This is a genomic window from Bradyrhizobium altum (assembly GCF_020889705.1).
In the GTDB taxonomy this organism is placed as follows: domain Bacteria; phylum Pseudomonadota; class Alphaproteobacteria; order Rhizobiales; family Xanthobacteraceae; genus Bradyrhizobium; species Bradyrhizobium altum.
Genome location: NZ_JACMYP010000001.1, coordinates 174,091 through 193,474 on the forward strand (window position 1 = coordinate 174,091; position 19,384 = coordinate 193,474).

At 64.5% G+C, this 19,384-nt stretch carries 16 protein-coding genes; 15 read left to right on the plus strand and 1 reads right to left on the minus strand.

Annotated elements, in window-relative coordinates; translation table 11 throughout:
• Window position 1 precedes the first annotated feature (1 nt).
• The 9 genes from H8B02_RS00845 (at window position 2) to H8B02_RS00885 (ending at window position 10,989) form a co-directional block, all read left to right on the plus strand.
• A complete protein-coding gene (locus tag H8B02_RS00845) occupies window positions 2–1,204 on the plus strand; it encodes a pyridoxal-phosphate-dependent aminotransferase family protein (protein WP_229164118.1) in 1,203 nt (400 codons plus the stop codon).
• Window positions 1,205–1,271: 67 nt separating this feature from the next.
• The gene (locus tag H8B02_RS00850; RefSeq protein WP_229164119.1) at window positions 1,272–2,555 is read left to right on the plus strand and encodes an MFS transporter; all 1,284 of its coding nucleotides are present in this window, start codon (window positions 1,272–1,274) and stop codon (window positions 2,553–2,555) included.
• Between the two features lie 128 nt (window positions 2,556–2,683).
• Window positions 2,684–3,880: a pyridoxal-phosphate-dependent aminotransferase family protein gene (locus H8B02_RS00855; RefSeq protein ID WP_229164120.1), complete on the plus strand. Its 1,197-nt coding sequence runs from the start codon at window positions 2,684–2,686 to the stop codon at window positions 3,878–3,880.
• 46 nt (window positions 3,881–3,926) lie between these two features.
• The gene (locus tag H8B02_RS00860; protein ID WP_229164122.1) at window positions 3,927–4,724 is read left to right on the plus strand and encodes an enoyl-CoA hydratase/isomerase family protein; all 798 of its coding nucleotides are present in this window, start codon (window positions 3,927–3,929) and stop codon (window positions 4,722–4,724) included.
• 1,012 nt (window positions 4,725–5,736) lie between these two features.
• A complete protein-coding gene (locus H8B02_RS00865) occupies window positions 5,737–6,714 on the plus strand; it encodes a tripartite tricarboxylate transporter substrate binding protein (RefSeq protein ID WP_376711582.1) in 978 nt (325 codons plus the stop codon).
• 150 nt (window positions 6,715–6,864) lie between these two features.
• Window positions 6,865–7,740 (plus strand): S-methyl-5'-thioadenosine phosphorylase, encoded by an 876-nt coding sequence (locus tag H8B02_RS00870; protein ID WP_229164124.1) that lies wholly within the window; start codon window positions 6,865–6,867, stop codon window positions 7,738–7,740.
• Window positions 7,737–8,840, plus strand: a complete 1,104-nt coding sequence (gene mtnA, locus H8B02_RS00875) for an S-methyl-5-thioribose-1-phosphate isomerase (protein ID WP_229164126.1) — start codon at window positions 7,737–7,739, stop codon at window positions 8,838–8,840. The genes H8B02_RS00870 and mtnA overlap by 4 nt, the downstream gene beginning before the upstream one ends.
• Before the next feature lie 72 nt (window positions 8,841–8,912).
• Complete coding sequence (locus H8B02_RS00880; RefSeq protein ID WP_229164128.1) at window positions 8,913–9,455, plus strand: tripartite tricarboxylate transporter TctB family protein; 543 nt, start codon at window positions 8,913–8,915, stop codon at window positions 9,453–9,455.
• Window positions 9,456–9,477: 22 nt separating this feature from the next.
• Entirely contained in the window at window positions 9,478–10,989 is a 1,512-nt protein-coding gene (locus tag H8B02_RS00885; protein ID WP_229164129.1) for a tripartite tricarboxylate transporter permease, read from the plus strand.
• Window positions 10,990–10,993: 4 nt separating this feature from the next.
• Here the strand turns inward: H8B02_RS00885 and H8B02_RS00890 are convergent, their stop codons facing one another.
• On the minus strand, window positions 10,994–12,187 hold the full coding sequence (locus H8B02_RS00890) for a CaiB/BaiF CoA transferase family protein (protein ID WP_229164130.1): 1,194 nt from the start codon (window positions 12,185–12,187) through the stop codon (window positions 10,994–10,996).
• A gap of 305 nt (window positions 12,188–12,492) precedes the next feature.
• Between H8B02_RS00890 and H8B02_RS00895 the strand changes: the two genes are divergently transcribed.
• From H8B02_RS00895 to H8B02_RS00920, 6 genes are all read left to right on the plus strand, one after another.
• Window positions 12,493–14,046 carry a lipopolysaccharide biosynthesis protein gene (locus tag H8B02_RS00895; RefSeq protein WP_229164131.1) on the plus strand — a complete coding sequence of 518 codons (1,554 nt, stop codon included), beginning with the start codon at window positions 12,493–12,495 and terminating at the stop codon, window positions 14,044–14,046.
• Between the two features lie 2 nt (window positions 14,047–14,048).
• A complete protein-coding gene (gene asnB, locus H8B02_RS00900) occupies window positions 14,049–15,887 on the plus strand; it encodes an asparagine synthase (glutamine-hydrolyzing) (RefSeq protein WP_229164133.1) in 1,839 nt (612 codons plus the stop codon).
• A gap of 3 nt (window positions 15,888–15,890) precedes the next feature.
• Window positions 15,891–16,988, plus strand: a complete 1,098-nt coding sequence (locus H8B02_RS00905; protein WP_229164134.1) for a glycosyltransferase family protein — start codon at window positions 15,891–15,893, stop codon at window positions 16,986–16,988.
• A gap of 144 nt (window positions 16,989–17,132) precedes the next feature.
• Window positions 17,133–17,975, plus strand: a complete 843-nt coding sequence (locus tag H8B02_RS00910) for a methyltransferase domain-containing protein (protein ID WP_229164135.1) — start codon at window positions 17,133–17,135, stop codon at window positions 17,973–17,975.
• Window positions 17,972–18,541, plus strand: a complete 570-nt coding sequence (locus tag H8B02_RS00915; RefSeq protein ID WP_229164136.1) for an acyltransferase — start codon at window positions 17,972–17,974, stop codon at window positions 18,539–18,541. The genes H8B02_RS00910 and H8B02_RS00915 overlap by 4 nt, the downstream gene beginning before the upstream one ends.
• Window positions 18,531–19,382 carry a class I SAM-dependent methyltransferase gene (locus tag H8B02_RS00920; RefSeq protein ID WP_229164138.1) on the plus strand — a complete coding sequence of 284 codons (852 nt, stop codon included), beginning with the start codon at window positions 18,531–18,533 and terminating at the stop codon, window positions 19,380–19,382. Before H8B02_RS00915 ends, H8B02_RS00920 begins: the two co-directional genes overlap by 11 nt.
• Window positions 19,383–19,384: the final 2 nt, after the last annotated feature.

Consider the following 19,384-nt stretch of genomic DNA (forward strand, 5'->3'; position numbering starts at 1 on the left):
CATGCATCAAGGACGCCATTTTCTGCAGATTCCGGGGCCGAGCCCCGTTCCGGATCGCATTCTGCGCGCGATGGACATGCCGGTCATCGACCACCGGAGCGCGGAGTTCGCCGAGCTTGGCCGCACCGTGCTCGAGGGAAGCGGCAAGATCTTCCAGACCGCGGGCCCTGTGGTGATCTTCCCGTCGTCGGGCACCGGCGCCTGGGAAGCCGCGATCGTCAACACGTTGTCGCCCGGCGACAAGGTCCTGATGATCGAGACCGGCCACTTCGCCACCCTGTGGCGGCAGCTCGCCGGCCGTTTCGGCATCGAGGTCGACTTCATTGCCGGCGATTGGCGGCGCGGCGCCGACCCCGCGTTGATCGAGGCAAGGCTTGCCGAGGACACTGCGCACGGCATCAAGGCGGTGATGGTCGTCCACAATGAGACCTCGACCGGGGCGACCAGCCGGATCGCCGACATCCGTGCCGCCATCGATCGCACCGCGCATCCGGCGCTCTTGATGGTCGACACCATTTCCTCCCTCGGCTCGGTCGATTACCGGCACGACGAGTGGAAGGTCGATGTCAGTGTCAGCTGCTCGCAGAAGGGTTTTATGCTGCCGCCCGGTCTCGGCTTCAACGGCATTTCGGAAAAGGCCCGCGCCGCGTCGCGCACCAACAAGATGCCGCGCTCCTATTTCGATTGGGAGGAAATGCTGAAGCCGAACGCCAAGGGCTTCTTCCCCTATACACCGGCGACGAACCTGCTTTACGGGCTGCGCGAGGCGATCGCGATGCTGCTGGAAGAGGGGCTCGACAACGTGTTCGCCCGCCATCGGCGGCTCGCTGCCGCCACACGTGCCGCCGTCAATCAATGGGGGCTCGAGAATCTCTGCCAGGAGCCTTCGGAATTCTCGCCGGTGCTGACCGCGGTGATGATGCCGCCCGGCCATGATGCCGATCAGTTCCGCAAGGCCGTGCTCGACAATTTCAACATGTCGCTCGGTGCCGGCCTGTCGAAGGTTGCCGGCAAGGTGTTCCGCATCGGTCATCTCGGCGAGTGCAACGAGCTGACCTTGCTGGGCGCGCTCACCGGCGTCGAGATGGGGCTGTCGGTTGCCGGCGTGCCGCATCGCTCGGGCGGCGTCGAGGCGGCGATGCGGCTGCTCGAGCAGCGCGATCAACGCAACGCGTCGTCGCATCTGAAGGTGATCAGCACATAAGTGCCGACCAACGGCATCCCGCACGCCAACGGCTCAGAAAAATCGCGGATCAGGGAAGGGGAGGGATATGAGGCTTCGGTTCAAGGCCACCCATGTCGTGTTGGCCATGCTCTGCGTGATGTATTTCATCACCTATGTCGACCGCGTCAACATCGGCACCGCGGCCAGCGAGATCCAGCAGGAGCTTGGTCTGTCCAACACCGAGCTCGGTCTGGTGTTCTCGGCCTTCGCCTATCCGTATCTGCTGTTCCAGGTGATCGGCGGCTGGGTCGGCGATCGCTTCGGGCCGCGCCAGACCTTGTTCTGGTGCGGCATGATCTGGGCTGCGGCCACCATCATGACCGGCTTTGTCCATGGTCTCGCAGCGCTGTTCATCGCGCGCTTCGCGCTGGGGTTCGGCGAAGGCGCGACGTTCCCGACCGCGACGCGCGCCATGCAGTACTGGACGCCCGCGAACCGCCGCGGTTTCGCGCAAGGCCTGACACACGCGTTTGCGCGGCTCGGCAACGCGGTGACCCCGCCGGTGGTCGCGCTTTTGATCCTCTGGCTGACATGGCGCGGTGCATTCGTGGTGCTCGGTGTCGTCAGTCTGATCTGGGGTATTGCGTGGGTCTGGTACTTCCGCAACGAGCCGGGCGACCATGGCTCCATCACCGCGGCCGAGCTTGCGACGTTGCCGCCGCGGCCGCAGGGCGAGCGGCCGAAGGTGCCCTGGGGACCGCTGTTGCAGCGGATGTGGCCGGTGACGCTGACATATTTCTGCTACGGTTGGTGCCTGTGGCTCTACCTCAACTGGCTGCCGCTGTTCTTCAAGAACAACTATAGCCTCGATCTGAAGAACTCGGCGCTGTTCGCATCCGGCGTGTTCTTTGCCGGCGTCGTTGGCGACAGCATCGGCGGCGTCATCTCCGATCGCATCCTCGAGCGCACAGGCAATGTGCGGCTGGCGCGGCTCAGCGTGACGATCGTGGGATTCGCCGGCGCGCTGCTCTCGCTGATGCCGATCCTGTTCGTTCACGACATCACGGTGGTCGCGCTCTGCCTGTCGGCCGGCTTCTTCTGCGCCGAGCTCGTGATCGGCCCGATGTGGTCGATCCCGATGGACATCGCGGCGAAATATTCCGGCACCGCCGCTGGGATCATGAACAGCGGTTCGGCGTTCGCGGCCATCGTCTCGCCGCTGGTTGCCGGTTTCGTCATCGACGCCACCGGAAACTGGTACCTGCCTTTCCTGATGTCGATGGGGCTGCTGCTGCTTGGTGGTTTCTCGGCGTTCCTGATGCACCCCGAGCGCCCCTTCGAGGAGGCGAGCGAACTGGCGGTGCAGGGGAAGGTGGTGGCCGCCGAATGAGAGGCTGCCGGCCTCGGGGAGCGCTGTCAGATATGCATGACGGCCCCCCGCCGGGCCTAGGACAAACCCGGCGAATAGTGATATGCGAGCGGCTTACCAAGACCGAGGCAAGACCGGGAAAGACGCTCATGACCGTGCACACTGGAAGGCATTTTCTGCAGATTCCGGGACCGACCAACGTGCCGGACCGGGTGCTGCGGGCGATGGACATGCCGACCATGGACCATCGCGGTGCCGAATTCGCCGAGATCGGCTTTGCCGTGCTTTCTGCGATGCAGCGTGTGTTCCGCACCAAGCAGCCCGTGATCATCTATCCGTCGTCGGGGACCGGCGCCTGGGAAGCCGCGATCGTCAACACGCTGCAGCCGGGCGACAAGGTCCTGATGTGCGAGACCGGCCAGTTCGCGGTGCTGTGGCACGGCATCGCCGACAAGTTCAAGCTCGACGTCGATTTCATTCCGGGCGACTGGCGCCACGGCGCCGACCTTGAACAGATCGAGGCCAGATTGTCTGCCGACAAGGCGCACAAGATCAAGGCCGTCTGCGTGGTCCATAACGAGACCTCGACCGCCTGCGTCACCTATCCGCGCGACGTCCGCAAGATCCTCGACACTTTGAAGCATCCGGCGCTCTTGATGGTCGACACCATCTCCGGCCTCGGCTCGCTGGAATATGAGCATGACGCCTGGGGCATCGACGTCTCGATCGCCGGCTCCCAGAAGGGGCTGATGCTGCCGCCCGGCCTCGGCTTCAACGCCGTGTCGGAGAAGGCGCTTGCCGTGGCCAAGGCCAATCCGGGGATGCGCTCCTATTGGGATTGGCAGGAGGTCATCAACATCAACAAGGCCGGCACCTGGCCGTATACGCCCGCGACCAACCTGCTGTTCGGCCTGCGGGAGGCCGTGAAGATGCTGGGGGAGGAGGGGCTGGACAACGTCTTCGCCCGCCACAAGCGCCACAGCGAAGCGACGCGCGCCGCCATCAAGGTCTGGGGGCTGGAGACGCAGTGCCAGGAGCAGGGCGCGCATTCGCCGGCGCTGACCGCGGTGCGCGTGCCTGACGGCCACGACGCCGATCACTTCCGCAAGGTCGTGCTCGAGAATTTCGACATGTCGCTCGGCACCGGCCTCAACAAGGTCAAGGGTAAGGTGTTCCGGATCGGGCATATCGGTCACTTCAACGACCTGATGCTGATGGGTACGCTGTCCGGCGTCGAGATGGGTCTTGATCTGGCCAAGGTGCCGCATCGCAGCGGCGGAGTGCTGGCGGCGATGGACGTTCTGAAGGGGCGTGACGCCTTGCAGGCATCGAAAGCCGTTGCTTGAGTAGGCCGGCCTGAAACCTTATCGCAAAGAACAGAAAGAGCGAGACATGAACGCGCCTGTCGCACCGACCGAAGACCTGATCTACTCCGTCGCGGACGGGATCGCGCGCATCACCTTCAACCGGCCGCAGGCCCGCAACGCGCTGACCTTTGCGATGTATGAGCAGATGGCCTCGATCTGCGAGAACATCAATCAGGACCACTCCATCAAGGCGCTGATCCTGACCGGTGCGGGCGAGAAGGCGTTCGCCTCGGGCACCGACATCTCGCAGTTCCGGGCGTTCAAGACCGCGCAGGATGCGCTGGATTATGAGGCGCGGATCGACCGCGTGCTGGGTACGCTCGAACAGTGCCGTGTGCCCGTCATCGCGGCGATTGCCGGCGCGTGCACCGGCGGCGGCGCCGGCATCGCCGCATGCTGCGATATCCGCATCGGCACCGAGGCGACCCGGATCGGCTTCCCGATCGCGCGCACGCTCGGCAACTGCCTCTCGATGTCCAACATCTCGCGGCTGGTCTCGTTGATCGGCCCGGCGCGGACCAAGGATCTGATCTTCAAGGCGCGCCTGGTCGAGGCGCCCGAAGCACTGGCGCTCGGGCTGTTGAACGAAGTCGTCCCCGACGTGGAAACCTTGCAGCGCCGCGCCACCGAGACCGCGCAGCTCGTCGCCGGCCATGCGCCGATCACGTTAGAGGTGACCAAGGAAGCGGTGCGCCGCATCCGCCGCACGCTGTCGCGCGACGAAGGCGAAGACCTGATCCTGCGCGCCTACATGAGCGAGGATTTCCGCGAGGGCATGGACGCCTTCCTCAATAAGCGGACGCCGAACTTCAAGGGCAAGTAAAGTGGCGATTGCGGCGACTTAGGACCGCAGGCTGGCTGAACCGAGTTCTCCGTCGTCATTCCGGGGCGTGCGAAGCACGAGCCCGGAATCCATTGGGCCGCATCACGTGTAGTCAAATGGATTCCGGGCTCTCGCTTCGCGAGCCCCGGAATGACGGAGGACTGAGCGGGCGCGCCCCCTACATCTGAGTTGCCCGACGGCGCAAGCCCCCTTTGCAAAAATATTTCGGTTTATCGTAACGGAAACTCAGTGTATGGTTGCCCTGTCTCACCCGACCGAGGGGCGGGTCGCGATCGTCACGAAACGCGGTGTGGGATGCGGTGGACGCTGATGGCGCAACTGACGAGTGCGCATGAGGCGGACGGCGAAGTCGTGTGGTCCTGACGCCCTAGCGGCAGGTGTCCTCTCGCAAGATGCAACGCGTGTTGCGAGGGCGGTGACAAGCAAGCCCAGTCTCACCGGGGAGAGCACGAAGTAAGCCGTAACCCATCGCGCAGGGAAAGCCGGAGTTCCCGGTTACACCTGTGGTCCTACCTCCCGTGCTTCCTGTTGCACGGGACCCATGGGTGCGATCGGCACCCGGCTTTCCCTGCGCCCTCTGTTCGAGAGAGGGCGGAACGAGAAGCAAGGCTCGGGCAAATCATGTCGCGAGAAGGCATATGCGCGACTCGCAGATCGCTCCACAAATTCGGTGTCGTCCCGGGCAAGCGAAGCGCGACCCGGGACCCATTACCACCGAACGTCATTGTTGCATAGCGCTGGAGCCACAACTCGCTTCAACAACGAACGCCTGTGGTTATGGGTCCCTGCTTTCGCAGGGACGACAGCGAACAAGCGGCGCGCCTTTGGCCCCTAACAGAAAATGATGCCGCTACCTCATTCCAAAGTCATAGGTCATGCGGCAGTTCGGCGGCTTGAACTCACCTGCATTCTCGGCACAATGACACGAACCCGCCACCTCGACGGTTTTGCGAAGCCGAACAAATAGATAAGGAAGAAACACGTGGGACTGATTGTGAAAACCACGGCGGCCATCGCGGCGCTGCTGCTGAGCGCGCCGGCGTTCGCCGGCTGGGAGCCGAGCAAGCCGGTCGAGATCGTGGTTGCGGCGGGCGCCGGCGGTGCCTCCGACCAGATGGCGCGCATGATGCAGGCGGCGATCCAGAAGAACAATCTGATGAAGCAGCCGGTGGTGGTGTCGCTGAAGGGCGGCGCGTCGGGTGCGGAAGCGCTGATGTACATGAAGTCCAGCGAGGGCGATCCCAACAAGGTGCTGATCGCCTATTCGCTGATCTACATGCTGCCGCTCTCGGCCAAGATTCCCTTCAACTGGCGCGACCTGACGCCGGTGTCGGTGATCGCGCTCGACCAGTTCGTGTTGTGGGACAATGCGTCGGGCCCCAAGACCGTCAAGGACTTCATTGCGGCCGCGAAGGCGGCGAGCGCGCCGTTCAAGATGGGCGGCACGGGCTCCAAGCGCGAAGATCACGTGCTGACCGTCTTCATGGAGCAGAAGACCGGCGCAAAATTCTCCTACCTGCCGTACAAGTCCGGCGGCGAGGCCGCGACCCAGCTGGTCGGCGGCCATACCGAATCCAACGTCAACAATCCGAGCGAGAACCTCGAGGTCTGGCGCGCCGGACAGGTTCGCGCGCTCTGCGTGTTCGACAAGGAGCGGATCTCCTACAAGACCAAGGTGACCGACACGCAATCCTGGAACGATATCCCGACCTGCAAGGAAGAGGGGCTGGACGTGCAGTATCTGATGCTGCGCGCGATGTTCCTGCCGGGCAAGGTCACGCAGGAGCAGCAGGCATTCTATGCCGACCTGTTCCAGAAGGTGACGCAGACGGCGGAATACAAGGACTATATGGAGAAGCAGGCCTTGAAGCCGATCTTCCTCACCGGCAAGGATATGGTCGAGTTCCTCGAGGATGACGACAAGCTCAATGCCTCGCTGATGAACGCGGCAGGCTTTGTCGCGAAATAGCGGTCGCGGTTTGCTTACCTTCGGGCCGGAATTGGCTTGCAAGCGGCAGCGGCGCAGTGATTATTGCGCCGCAGTATGGCCGAACGTCCGGCGAGCCCCATCGGGCTGGGTCACCCCTCCGTCGCCGTTGCGGGACCGTGAGGAGCGATCATGACCAAAGCCGTTCTCGGCATCATCGGCGGATCCGGCATCTACGATCTGCCGGGCCTGGAAAGCGTCCGCGAGGAAGCCATCGCGAGCCCGTGGGGCGAGCCGTCGGCGCCGCTGCGCCGCGGCGAGATGGCGGGATTGCCGATCGTGTTCCTGCCGCGACACGGCCAGGGACACGCGCTGTCGCCGTCCGACATCAACTATCGCGCCAATATCGATGTGCTGAAGCGGGCAGGGGTCACCGATCTGGTGGCGCTGTCGGCGTGCGGCTCCTTCAAGGAAGAGCTGCCGCCGGGCACCTTTGTGCTGGTCGACCAGTTCGTCGATCGCACCCACAAGCGCGAGAGCTCGTTCTTCGGCAAGGGCTGCGTCGCGCATGTCTCGATGGCGCATCCGGTGTCGCCGCTGCTGGTGAAGCATCTCGCCGCCGCTGCCGAGGCCGAGCGCATCGCGTTCGCGCGCGGCGGCACCTATCTCTGCATGGAGGGGCCGCAATTCTCCTCGCTCGCCGAAAGCCTGACCTACAAGGCGCAGGGCTATTCGGTGATCGGCATGACCAACATGCCGGAAGCCAAGCTCGCCCGCGAGGCCGAGATCTGCTACGCCAGCGTGGCGATGGTCACCGACTTCGACTGCTGGCATCCAGCCCATGATGCCGTGACGGTGCAGGATATCATCCGCGTGCTGAATTCGAACGCCGAGAAGGCCAAGGCGCTGGTCGCGCGTCTGGCGCGGGATTTTCCGCGCGAGCACGAGCCGTGTCCGATCCGTTCGGATCGCGCGCTGGACACCGCGCTGATCACCGCGCCCACCGCGCGTGATCCGCAGCTGCTTGCGAAGCTCGATGCCGTTGCTGGAAGGGTGCTACGCGCATGAAAGTCGACGGACGCCATTTTCGCAGCATTTGGCTCGAGCCTGACGGCTGGTCTGTCGGCGCGATCGATCAGCGTCGGCTGCCGCATGAGTTCATTGTTGCGAGGATCACGAGCGCGGATGACGCCGGCGAGGCCATCAGCTCGATGCTGGTGCGCGGCGCGCCGCTGATCGGCGCGACCGCCGCCTACGGCATGGCGCTTGCGATGCGCGCCGATTCCTCCGATGCGGCGCTCGACCGGGCCGGCAAGATGCTGGCTGCGACCCGGCCGACCGCGATCAATCTGAAGTGGGCGATCGACGAGATGCAACGCGCGCTCGCGCCGCTCGCCGCGTCGACCCGGGCGGAAGCTGCCTATGCGCGCGCCCGCGAGATCGCCGATGAGGACGTCGAGATCAACCGCGAGATCGGCCGCCACGGGCTCGGCCTGATCGAAAAAATCGCCGCGACCAAGAAGCCGGGCGAGCCGGTGAACGTGCTGACGCATTGCAATGCCGGCTGGCTTGCAACTGTCGATTGGGGAACGGCGACGTCACCGATCTACCAGGCGCATGATCGCGGCATTGCGATCCATGTCTGGGTCGACGAGACGCGTCCGCGCAATCAGGGCGCTTCGCTCACCGCGTGGGAACTCGGTCATCACGGTGTGCCGCACACCGTGATTCCCGACAACACCGGCGGCCATCTGATGCAGCACCGCATGGTCGACCTTGCGATCGTCGGGACCGACCGCGTCGCCGCCAATGGCGACGTCTGCAACAAGATCGGGACCTATCTGAAAGCGCTCGCCGCGCATGACAACGACGTGCCGTTCTACGTTGCGCTGCCGTCGCCGACCATCGACTTTAGTATCGACGATGGCGTCAGGCAGATTCCGATCGAGCAGCGCGCTGCCAGCGAGGTGACGCACCTCACCGGGCGCACGGCGGACGGACGGATCGAGACCGTGCGCGTGGTTCCGGACGGCTCTTCCGTCGCCAATTTCGGCTTCGACGTCACGCCGGCGCGGCTGGTGACGGGATTGATCACCGAGCGCGGTGTGCTCGGCGCTGACCGTGCTGCGCTTGCGAGCGCCTTTCCCGAACGTTCCGGTGTTAGCTGAAGGCTGCATTGACGGTGATTGGATCAGCACGCTATCCCAATCGTTGCCCTCGCAACCCAGACCGTCCAGTCCATGTCCAATACCGAACTTGAGATCGTCGTCGACGATCCGACCGCGCCTGAAGAGAATTCGCCCGCCGTCGTCAGCACCGGCGTCGTCGACGTCGTCGTCTCGCTGCTGCTGCTCGCGCTCGCATTGGTGCTCGGCTGGGACAATTGGCGCACCGGCGCATCGTGGGATTCGACCGGGCCGCAGCCCGGCTATTTTCCGTTCTATCTCTCGGTGATTCTCGGCGCCGTCAGCCTCTATGGTCTGGGCGCCGCCTTCGCCTCGCGCCGGGAAGCTGCCGAGACCTTTGTTACTCGCGCCCAGTTTCGCCGGGTGATGGCGGTGTTCGTGCCGACATTCCTGTTCTGCCTCGCCACCCAATATCTCGGCCTCTATGTTGCGAGCTTTCTCTTGATCGCGGGCTTCATGCGCCTCGTCGGCAAGATCGCGCTATGGAAGTCGCTGCTCACCGCCTTCGTCTTCACCGCCGCGATGTTCGTGACCTTCGACATCGCATTCGACGTCATCATGCCGAAGGGCCCGCTCGAAGCGGCTCTCGGCCGCTAGCTAGCCGACAGGATTTCGAACCATGGAAGCCTTCGGTCTCCTGCTGCACGGCTTCGCCGTCCTGCTGACGTGGAAGACGCTGCTGTTGATGATGGTCGGCCTCGTGCTCGGCATCTTCGTCGGCGTGCTGCCCGGGCTTGGCGGTCCGAACGGCGTCGCGATCCTGCTGCCGCTGACCTTCACGATGGATCCGACGTCCGCCATCGTGATGCTGTCCTGTATCTATTGGGGTGCACTGTTCGGCGGCGCCATCACCTCGATCCTGTTCAACATCCCCGGCGAAGCCTGGTCGGTCGCGACCACGTTCGACGGCTATCCGATGGCGCAGCAGGGCAGGGCGGCCGAAGCGCTGACCGCCGCGTTCACCTCGTCCTTCATCGGCTCGCTGGTCGCGGTGCTGCTGATCACCTTCCTGGCGCCGATGATCTCGTCGTTCGCGCTGAAGTTCGGCCCGCCGGAATTCTTCGCCGTCTATCTGCTGACGTTCTGCTCGTTCGTAGGCCTCGGCCGCGAAGCCAAGCACAAGACCGTGATCTCGATGTCGCTCGGGCTGCTGCTTGCCGGCGTCGGCATGGATACGGTGTCCGGGCAGCTGCGCATGACGTTTGGCTCCGCCGAGCTGCTGCGCGGCATCAACTTCCTCGTCGCTGTCATCGGCCTGTTCGGCATCAGCGAGATCCTGCTCACGATGGAGGAGCGCCTGGCGCTGCGTGGGCACGCCGCCAGTATCAGCCTGCGCGTCGTGCTCTCGGTGTGGAAGGACCTGCCGAAATACTGGGTGACGCTGTTGCGTTCGTCCGTGATCGGCTGCTGGCTCGGGATCACGCCGGGCGGTGCGATCGCGGCGTCCTTCATGGGCTACAATCTCGCCAAGCGTTTCGCCAAGGATCAGGAAAGCTTTGGCAAGGGCCGTATCGAGGGCGTGTTCGCGCCGGAGACCGCCGCCCACGCCTCGGGCACGGCGGCGTTGTTGCCGATGCTCGCGCTCGGCATTCCCGGTTCGGGTACCGCGGCGATCCTGCTTGGCGGCCTGATGGTGTGGGGCCTCAACCCCGGGCCGCTGCTGTTCGTCGAGCACAAGGATTTCGTCTGGGGCCTGATCGCCTCGATGTATCTTGGCAACGTCGTGGGCCTGGTGCTGGTGCTGACCACCGTGCCGATCTTCGCCTCGATCCTGCGGGTGCCGTTCGCGGCTGTCGCGCCGATGATCGTGGTGTCCTGCGTGATCGGCGCCTATGCGATCCAGAATGCGATGTTCGATATCTGGCTGATGCTGGGCTTCGGCGTCGTCGGCTACGTCTTCAAGAAGATCGGCATCCCGCTTGCGCCATTCACGCTCGCATTGGTGCTCGGCAGCCGCGCCGAGGACGCGTTCCGGCTCTCGATGATCGGCTCCGGCGGCGACATGAAGGTGTTCTGGTCGAACGGCCTGGTCGGCACCATCACGACATTGGCGATCGTGCTGCTGTTCTGGCCGGTGATCGATCGGGGCTTTGCCGGCGTCGCGCGTCTGGTGCGGCCGGCAAAGGCGTGAAGCGTCAGACGACCTTGCGCTGCCTGAGCTCGGCGATCTCGTCCTTGCCGAAGCCGAACTCGGCCAGCACTTCCTCGGTCTGCTCGCCGAACTCCGGCGGGCGCGCCGCCATCTTGCTCGGTGTCCGCGACAGCGTGACGGGCTGGCTGACCAGCTGGATCTGCCGGTTCTCGTCATTGGGGACGTGCTGGGCCATGCCGAGGTGCTTGACCTGGGCGTCCTCGAACATCTGGTCGATCGAGTAGATCGGCCCGCATGGCACGCCGGCGGCGTTCAGCTCCTGCACCCAGGTCTCGGTCGACTTCTTTTCTGTCAGCGCGTTGATTCGTGCATTCAGCGCGTCGCGGTTCTTCGAGCGCGCCGGTGCGGTCGCGTAGTCGGGGTCGGTGACCAGATCGGGCGCGCCGATCGCCTGGGCGCAGCGCTCCCAGATCCGCCCGCCTGTCGTGGCGATGTTGATGTAGCCGTCGGTGGTCTTGAACACACCGGTCGGGATCGAGGTCGGATGGTTGTTGCCGGCCTGCTTGGCGACTTCCTTTTCCATCAGCCAGCGCGCCGCCTGGAAATCCAGCATGAAGATCTGCGCCTGCAGCAGCGAGGTCTGCACCCATTGGCCTTCGCCGGACACGTCGCGTTCCAGCAGCGCGGTGAGGATGCCGATCGCGCAGAACAGCCCCGCGGTGAGGTCGGCCACGGGAATGCCGACCCGCATCGGGCCGGCGCCGGGCGCGCCGGTCACCGACATCAGGCCGCCCATGCCCTGCGCGATCTGATCGAAGCCCGGCCGCTTGTGATAGGGCCCGTCCTGGCCGAACCCGGAGATGCTGCCGTAGACGATCCGCGGATTGATCTTGCGCACGCTCTCGTAGTCGATGCCGAGCTTGGCCTTCACGTCCGGCCGGAAGTTCTCGACGATGACGTCGGCCTGCTCGGCGAGGCGCTTGAACACTTCGAGCCCCTTGGGGTCTTTCAGGTTCAGCGTCATGGCGCGCTTGTTGCGATGCAGGTTCTGGAAGTCCGACCCGCCGCGGGGGCCGCCCGGCTGCTCGCCGCCGCCGTCTTCCAGCAGCGCGTCGATCTTGATGACGTTGGCACCCCAATCGGCGAGCTGGCGCACGCAGGTCGGCCCCGACCGGACCCGGGTCAAATCCAGCACGGTGAACCGGGACAGGGCTTGGGATGCGCGGGGAAAGGGCATTGAGACACCTCTTGTTTGGCGGGCCGCTCTGGGGCTACTGCCTATCTGCCATAGACAATTTGGCTGACCTTTCCAACTGTTACCCGGACAACAAACCGGGCTGGAAGCAAACAGGCATGGTTCCGTGGAGATCGGCCTCCGCCTCGGCTGTCGTTCAGGTTTCCCCGCACCTGCTTACAGGCCCCGCCATCCGCCAACCCTCGACAATCACTGCGCCGGCTGCTAGCCCGTCGCCATCCGAGTGAGTTTTTGCCCTTATGGAAGAGGCACTTGAGGCGCATCGAGGCGATGGACCGAAAGCGGGCATGGCGGTGAAAAAGGGTCCATCCCATCTGCTCGGTAATTCGGCATGGAACGCGACGGCGTTCGCGGTCGCGGTTCTGCTCAACCTTGCGATTCTCCCGTTCGTGATCTTTCGCCTCGGCCTTGCCGCCTTCGGGGTTGCGGGTCTGGTGACTGCCTGCGTCGCGCCTGCGCTGATGTTCAGCAATGCGCTTGGCCTCTCGACGGCGCGCGAACTCGCGCAAAGGCTGGAACCGTCCGATCGCGACGAGGCACGGCGTTTCTTTGCGACCGCCCTTGCGCTCGCGATCGCCGTGGGCAGCCTGATCTCGGCATTGCTCATCCTTGCCGGACCGCCGCTCGCGCGATTGGGATTTCACCTGGGTGGTCCGGCGTCCGACGATCTCGGGCTTGCCTTTGCATTGGCTGGTGCCGGCTGGCTGTTGCAGTGCCTGTTTGCGGTCTTTCTCTCGCTGTTCACGGCGCGCCAGGATTATCGGCGGATCGCGTCGATCAGCATCACCGGCACGGTGGTGACGACGATGTCGATGCTGCTGCTGATCCCATATGCGCCGCGCGCCTCGACCTTCCTCGGCTGTCAGGCCCTGGGCTTTGCGACGAATCTCCTGATGGCGTCCGCCTGGTCGCGGCATGCGATCAGCGACTGGCTGGCACGGCCTGCGCTCGATCGCAGCGCGCTGCGTGCACTCGTGAAACTTGGCGGCTGGCAGGTTGCGGCGCAAAGCGGCGCGCTGTTTGCCGGTCAGGCGGACCGCTATCTGCTCGGTGCGCTGCTGCAGCCGCAATTCGTCGGCTTCTACAGCGTCGCGCAGCGGCTGGAGGAGGCGGTCTATATCGGCGTGCTGAAGATCGGCGAGATATTGTTCCCGTTCTTCAGCACGCTGCAGAAAGAGGATGACGATCGCAAGGTCGACCTCCTGCTTCGCTCCTCCTGGATCCTCAACGTGCTTGCCGCCAGCGCGCTTGGCGGCCTGATCCCGGTTGCCGGCGCGCTGCTGTATCGATGGACTGGCGCCGAGGTCGCCGCCGAGGCGCAACTGGTGCTGGTGGTGCTTGCGATCAGCGGGATATTGGGGTCGAGCGCCAACGTGTTTGCGTTCTATCTGCTGTCGCAGGGACGCTCCGGCTTCAACGCGTTGATCTCGCTCGTCACCGGCATCTTCACGCTGGCGACCAGCGCCATTGCGTTGCCGTATTTCGGCTGGCAGGCGGCGGGCTGGAGCTCCTGCGTCGGGATGGTTGCCCAGATGGTCGTCACGGTGCTGTTGCTGCGGCGAACCTTCAGGCTCTCAGCCATGTGGTCACGGATGGTGCATTTCGTCCTGATCCCGCTCGGCACGGGCATCGCCGTTGCGCTGGTGCTGCGCGCGCAGCTTGGCCATGTGTCGTTCGACCGCGCGCCGTCATGGTGGTATGTGGTGTCGCTCTACGGCGTGTCGGCGGCGGCGATCTTTGTCGCCGCCATCGCTGTGTCGCAGCTCGGTCCCTATCGCGCCGTCTGCTGGCGGGATCTCCGCGTCATCGTCGCACGTTTTTTGCCCTTCAAGGCCGCCTAGACATGTGTGGTATCGCAGGCATCGTCAATCTGCGCGGCGGCCCCGTGGAGCCGGCCGACATCTCGCGGCTCACCAGCCTGATCGCGCATCGCGGTCCGTTCGGTGAGGGCACCTGGTTCAACGCGAAGCGAAACGTCGCCTTCGGCCATCGCCGGCTTGCCATTATCGATCCCGGCGAGGGCGGCTATCAGCCGATGGCGTCAGGCGACGGTCGTTATGTGATCGTCTACAACGGCGAGATCTACAACTTCCTCGAATTGCGCCGCGAGCTCGAGGCGAAGGGCGTGGTCTTCCGCAGCCAGTCCGACACCGAAGTGATCCTTGCGGCCTGGCAGGCGTGGGGCGAGGACATGCTGCTGCGCTTTAACGGCATGTGGGCGCTGGCGATCTACGACAGCGTCACGGATGATCTGTTCCTCGCGCGCGATCGGTTCGGCATCAAGCCGATGCTGTACGCGCTGTCGGGCGAACGGTTCGTGTTCGCGTCCGAGCAGCGGGCGCTGGCGCGGAGCGGGCTGGTTGAGACGTCGCTCGATGTCGACGTGGCGCGGCGGCTGTTGCTTGACCCGTTCGGGATCGAAGGCAGCGAGCGCTCTCTGTTCGCCCAACTGCGTCGCCTGCAGGGCGGGCACTGCATGTGGTTGCGCCAGGGCCGCGTGCAGGTGCGCCGCTGGTGGCGGACCGTGGATCATCTGCCCGCGATCCCTGATACTGAATCCGAACGCGTAGCGCGCTTTCGCGATCTGTTTCAGGATTCCGTCGCCCTGCGGATGCGCAGCGACGTTCCGATCGGGACCTGCTTGTCCGGCGGCTTCGATTCGTCCGCGGTGATCTGCGCGATGGCGACCCATGAAAAGGCCGGGATGGGACCGCGCGACAGCACGGCCTGGCGGCACGCCTTTGTCGCGACCTTTCCCGGCGCCAGCAATGACGAGCGGCCGATGGCGGAGGAAGCGGCGGCGTGGGCCGATGTGGCGCCGAGCTTTCTCGAGATCGGGCGCTCCGATGCGCTCACCGACCTTGATCGGATCCTTGACGACAACGACGACGTCTATATCGGGCTGCCGAGCGCGCCGTGGCTGATCTATCGCGAACTCCGGCGCCAGAACGTCACCGTGTCGCTTGACGGCCACGGAGCGGACGAATTGATGGGCGCCTACCTGCAGGAGGGGCAGTCGACCGCATTCCGGATCCGGAACGCCGCCGCCGCGCTCACATCACGATCGCAGCTGGCGCAGCGCGGCATCGACTTCCTGCGGGCGCAGATGATCAGGCGCCAGGGGCACTATTTCCTGCGGGGAGGCCTGACGGCGATGCCTGCGGCGCTGCCGCTGGTCGCCGAGGATGACGAGTTGCCGAACGCGTGGGGCGCGCTGAACCGGCGTCTCTATCGCATGTTCCACTCGACCACGCTGCCCACCATTCTGCGCAATTTCGACCGGCTCTCGATGGCGCACGGGATCGAGGTGCGCATGCCGTTCATGGACTGGCGGCTGGTGACCTACACGATGGCGCTGCCGGAAACCAGCAAATCGGCCGACGGCATGACCAAGGTGGTCGCGCGTCAGGCGATGGCGAACCTGATGCCCGAAAGCATCCGCACCGCGCGCCGCAAGGTCGGCTTCAACTCGCCGATGCCGGAATGGCTGAACGGGCCATTGGCGGGCTGGACCAATGAGCTGCTCGATCGCAATGTCCCGGCGTTTGCCGAGTTCGTCGACGAAGCGCCGCTTCGAAAGACGGTCGGCCACTTGACGGCATCGCAGAGCTGGGATTGGGAATCCGTCGGCCGGATCTGGCCATACCTGAACATGAAATGGATGTTGGCAAGGTCCGTATAACCAATGCGTCTGTTCCAGAATAGCGGTCTCTATCCGTCTTATCTGCCGCGGCTGAACCAGCTTGCGGCAAAAGCGTCAAGCTTCGCGGCACGCCGCGACGCGTTCCTGCATGATCGCTTCGGCGCGGCGCATTTCCTCGAGCCCGTGCTCGATGGTGCGCCTGAAGCCTTCTTCACCAATGGCGACGACGAAGTGCTGCAGCGCCAGTGGGCGCGTGAGCAGGACATGAAGGGGACGCCGACGCTCGAAGCCATTCTGCTCGCGCAGATCGAGCATCACCGAACCGACGTGTTCTACAATCTCGATCCGGTGCGTTATCCGAGTGCGTTCATCGCCAAGCTTCCAGGCTGTGTGAAGAAGACATTGTGCTGGCGCGCGGCGCCCTCCGGCAATGCCGACCTGACCGCCTACGGCGCGGTGCTTGGAAACTTCCCCTCGATCCTCGAGGCCTGGCGTAGCAAAGGCTGCCGCGCGGAGCTGTTCTTTCCCGCGATCGATCCTGTCATGGAGCAGTACGGTCACGGCGAACGGCCGATCGACGTGGCGTTCGTCGGTGGATATTCGCGGCATCACAGTGCGCGGGGCAGGACGCTCGAACAGGTCGCGGCTCTGGCCGCTGACCGCAAGATCGTGTTCTGCCTCGATGCGTCGCGGCTGACGCGGCTTGCCGAAAGCGCGGTCGGTCGGTTGCTGCCGCTGCAAAAGCACCGCAGGCCCGACGTCATCGCGCGAATCGCGCGGCTGCCGCTGTTCGGCAGGGACCTCTACGAGCTGTTCGGATCCGCCAAGATCGTGCTCAACGGCGCAATCGACATGGCCGGCAATGACCGCGGCAACATGCGCTGCTTCGAGGCGATGGGCTGCGGGTCGCTGCTCGTGTCGGATTCCGGCAACTATCCGGAGGCGATGCAGGAGGGCGTGACGATGCGCACCTACGACGCTCCTGAACAGGCAGCCGAGGCGATCTCAAGCAGCCTGCAGGATTGGCCGCAATGGGCCGCGGTCGCCGCGTCCGGCCGAAGCCGCGTGCAGCAGACCTACAGCAAGGCCTCGCAATGGGCCCAGTTTACCGATCTCGTCGCGCGGATTGAGCCGTGCTAGTGCGTTTTCGGGCGAAATGGATGCCGGTTCGCGCAAGGAAATCGCGTCAAAACACCAGTCTGGAGCCCCGTTCCGATTCCATCGGAACGGAAAAGGCTCTAGACGGTGCACAGTGCCGGCCAGCGGGCGGGCGATCGGGCCGAGATGATGTTTGCAAGTGACTTGATCCATCAACTGAAATGGGTGGCCGACGGGCTTGCCGTGCCGCTGTTCAGGTTGCGGCCGCGGCCGTTCGGGCCGGGCTATCAGACGGTCAAGCGCGATACGATCACCGCAGCTATCGACGCGGGCCTGCTTCAGGCAGGTAAGGAGCTTCCACCGGGGTATGGCGTCGCCATGGACGAGCGCGTGGTGGAATATCCCTGGGTCTATGGCCGATTGAACAATGTCGGCAAGATGCTGGACGCTGGATCGACCTTCAACCACGACTTCCTGCTGCAGCGTCCGCCGCTGCGCGGCGCGGATCTCACCATCATGACGCTGGCACCCGAGCGGCGGTGCTATTGGCATGACGGCTACTCCTATGTGTTCGGCGATCTCCGGAAGACGATGTTCGGCGATCAGGTTTTCGACACCGTCGCCAGCATTTCGACGATCGAGCACATCGGCCTCGATAATCAGATGCTGTATACGGGCGATCCGCGCGACGCGGAGACCGATCGGGACGGCTTTGTTCCGGCGGTGCAGGAGTTCAAGCGCATCCTCAAGCCCGGCGGCACCTGCCTGATCTCCGTGCCGTTCGGCAAGCGCGAGAATCTCGGTTGGTATCAGGTGTTCGATCTTGCCATGATCGAGCGGATCATCGAGGCATTCGGCGCGGTGTCCCACCATGTCGACTATTTCGGCTACTCGCGACAAGGCTGGTCGCGCCAGAGCGCCGAGGCGCTCGCCGACGCCACCGTTTTCGACATCCACACCGGCAAGGGGCAGGGCAACGACCTTGCGGCGTCGTCGCGCGCCGTTGCGTGCCTGCAGTTGACTGCATGAATCTCGATTATCTGATCCAGCGTCTGCTCGGTCGCGCGACGTGCCGCTTGCAGGCGGACGCGGCGCTCGGCCGCTATGCCAGGATCAGAAACATCCGTGGCGATTCCGACAAGATCGTCGTCGGCCGCAACAGCCGCATCCTGGGCGAGCTCCTGACCTTCGCGCATGGTGGGGAGATCAAAATCGGCGAGTGGTGCTACGTCGGCGAGGGCACCCGGATCTGGTCGGCGGCCTCGATCGAGATCGGCAACCGCGTTCTGATCTCGCATTCGGCAAATGTTTTCGACAATCTCACGCATCCGTTGCGGGCGACGGAGCGGCACCGGCAGGTCCAGCAGATTTTCACGCGCGGACATCCGAACGATATCTCGCTTGACGAGAGCCCGGTGAAGATCTGCGATGATGCCTGGGTCGGCGCGGGCGCGATGGTCTTGCGCGGTGTGACGGTTGGGCAGGGCGCGATCGTCGCGGCCGGCGCGGTCGTGACCCGGGATGTCGCGCCGTTTTCGATCGTGGCGGGCAATCCGGCCGTGCTGGTAAGGGAGCTTGGCCCCGATGAACGGTGAGCGCAAGTTTACCACCTGGGAGGATGCGGTGGTCTGGCTGCGCAATCAGCCGGAGCAGCGCCAGCTTGTGCTCGACGCGTTCTACGACGATCCGCTGGTTGGCGCTGCCGAGCGCTATTTCCAGAGCTCCGAGTGGCAAGCGGTTGCCACGCTGCTCGCCGGCCGGTCAGGTACCGCGCTCGACGTTGGAGCCGGTCGCGGCATCGCGAGCTACGCGCTCGCCCGAACCGGCTTTGCTGTCACGGCGCTCGAACCGGACCCGAGCGCGATCGTGGGAGGGGCGGCGATCCGCGGTCTGGCGCAACAGACGCAATTGCCGATCCAGGTGGTCGAAGAGTTTTCCGAGCGGCTGCCGTTCGCCGAGGCGACGTTCGATCTCGTCTTCGCCCGCGCTGTGCTGCACCATACGCGCCATCTCGAGGGGGCGTGCCGGGAGATGTTTCGCGTACTGCGGCCCGGTGGTATGCTGATCGCGGCGCGCGAACATGTCATCAGCAAGGAGGCGGATCTTCCGCAGTTCCTTGCGCAGCATCCGCTGCATCATCTTTACGGCGGCGAACATGCCTTCCTGCTCGATCGCTACACCGGCGCGCTCACCACCGCCGGGTTTTCCGCGGTCGACACGCTGGCGCCGCTGCAAAGCCCGATCAACCTGTTTCCCTATACGTCGGAGACCCTGAAAGCCGCGATCGTGACCAAGTTGTCGCAAAAGATTCCGGTTGCTCCGCTATGGCGAACTGCGCTTGCCTCAAATTGGCTGTTCGGCTCGCTGCTGTCGATGGCCGAGCGTTTCGATCATCGACCGGGCCGGCTCTACTCCTTTGTCTGTCACAAGGCTTAAGC

Excerpts from the sequence above, each read along its gene's own strand:
- H8B02_RS00855 (WP_229164120.1), top strand. The coding sequence starts at position 2,684 with ATGACCGTGCACACTGGAAGGCATTTTCTGCAGATTCCGGGACCGACC.
- H8B02_RS00845 (WP_229164118.1), top strand. The coding sequence starts at position 2 with ATGCATCAAGGACGCCATTTTCTGCAGATTCCGGGGCCGAGCCCCGTT.
- H8B02_RS00885 (WP_229164129.1), top strand. The coding sequence starts at position 9,478 with ATGGAAGCCTTCGGTCTCCTGCTGCACGGCTTCGCCGTCCTGCTGACG.
- H8B02_RS00890 (WP_229164130.1), bottom strand. The coding sequence starts at position 12,187 with ATGCCCTTTCCCCGCGCATCCCAAGCCCTGTCCCGGTTCACCGTGCTG.
- mtnA (WP_229164126.1), top strand. The coding sequence starts at position 7,737 with ATGAAAGTCGACGGACGCCATTTTCGCAGCATTTGGCTCGAGCCTGAC.
- H8B02_RS00880 (WP_229164128.1), top strand. The coding sequence starts at position 8,913 with ATGTCCAATACCGAACTTGAGATCGTCGTCGACGATCCGACCGCGCCT.
- H8B02_RS00870 (WP_229164124.1), top strand. The coding sequence starts at position 6,865 with ATGACCAAAGCCGTTCTCGGCATCATCGGCGGATCCGGCATCTACGAT.
- H8B02_RS00915 (WP_229164136.1), top strand. The coding sequence starts at position 17,972 with ATGAATCTCGATTATCTGATCCAGCGTCTGCTCGGTCGCGCGACGTGC.
- H8B02_RS00895 (WP_229164131.1), top strand. The coding sequence starts at position 12,493 with ATGGCGGTGAAAAAGGGTCCATCCCATCTGCTCGGTAATTCGGCATGG.
- H8B02_RS00850 (WP_229164119.1), top strand. The coding sequence starts at position 1,272 with ATGAGGCTTCGGTTCAAGGCCACCCATGTCGTGTTGGCCATGCTCTGC.
- asnB (WP_229164133.1), top strand. The coding sequence starts at position 14,049 with ATGTGTGGTATCGCAGGCATCGTCAATCTGCGCGGCGGCCCCGTGGAG.
- H8B02_RS00910 (WP_229164135.1), top strand. The coding sequence starts at position 17,133 with ATGATGTTTGCAAGTGACTTGATCCATCAACTGAAATGGGTGGCCGAC.
- H8B02_RS00905 (WP_229164134.1), top strand. The coding sequence starts at position 15,891 with ATGCGTCTGTTCCAGAATAGCGGTCTCTATCCGTCTTATCTGCCGCGG.
- H8B02_RS00920 (WP_229164138.1), top strand. The coding sequence starts at position 18,531 with ATGAACGGTGAGCGCAAGTTTACCACCTGGGAGGATGCGGTGGTCTGG.
- H8B02_RS00860 (WP_229164122.1), top strand. The coding sequence starts at position 3,927 with ATGAACGCGCCTGTCGCACCGACCGAAGACCTGATCTACTCCGTCGCG.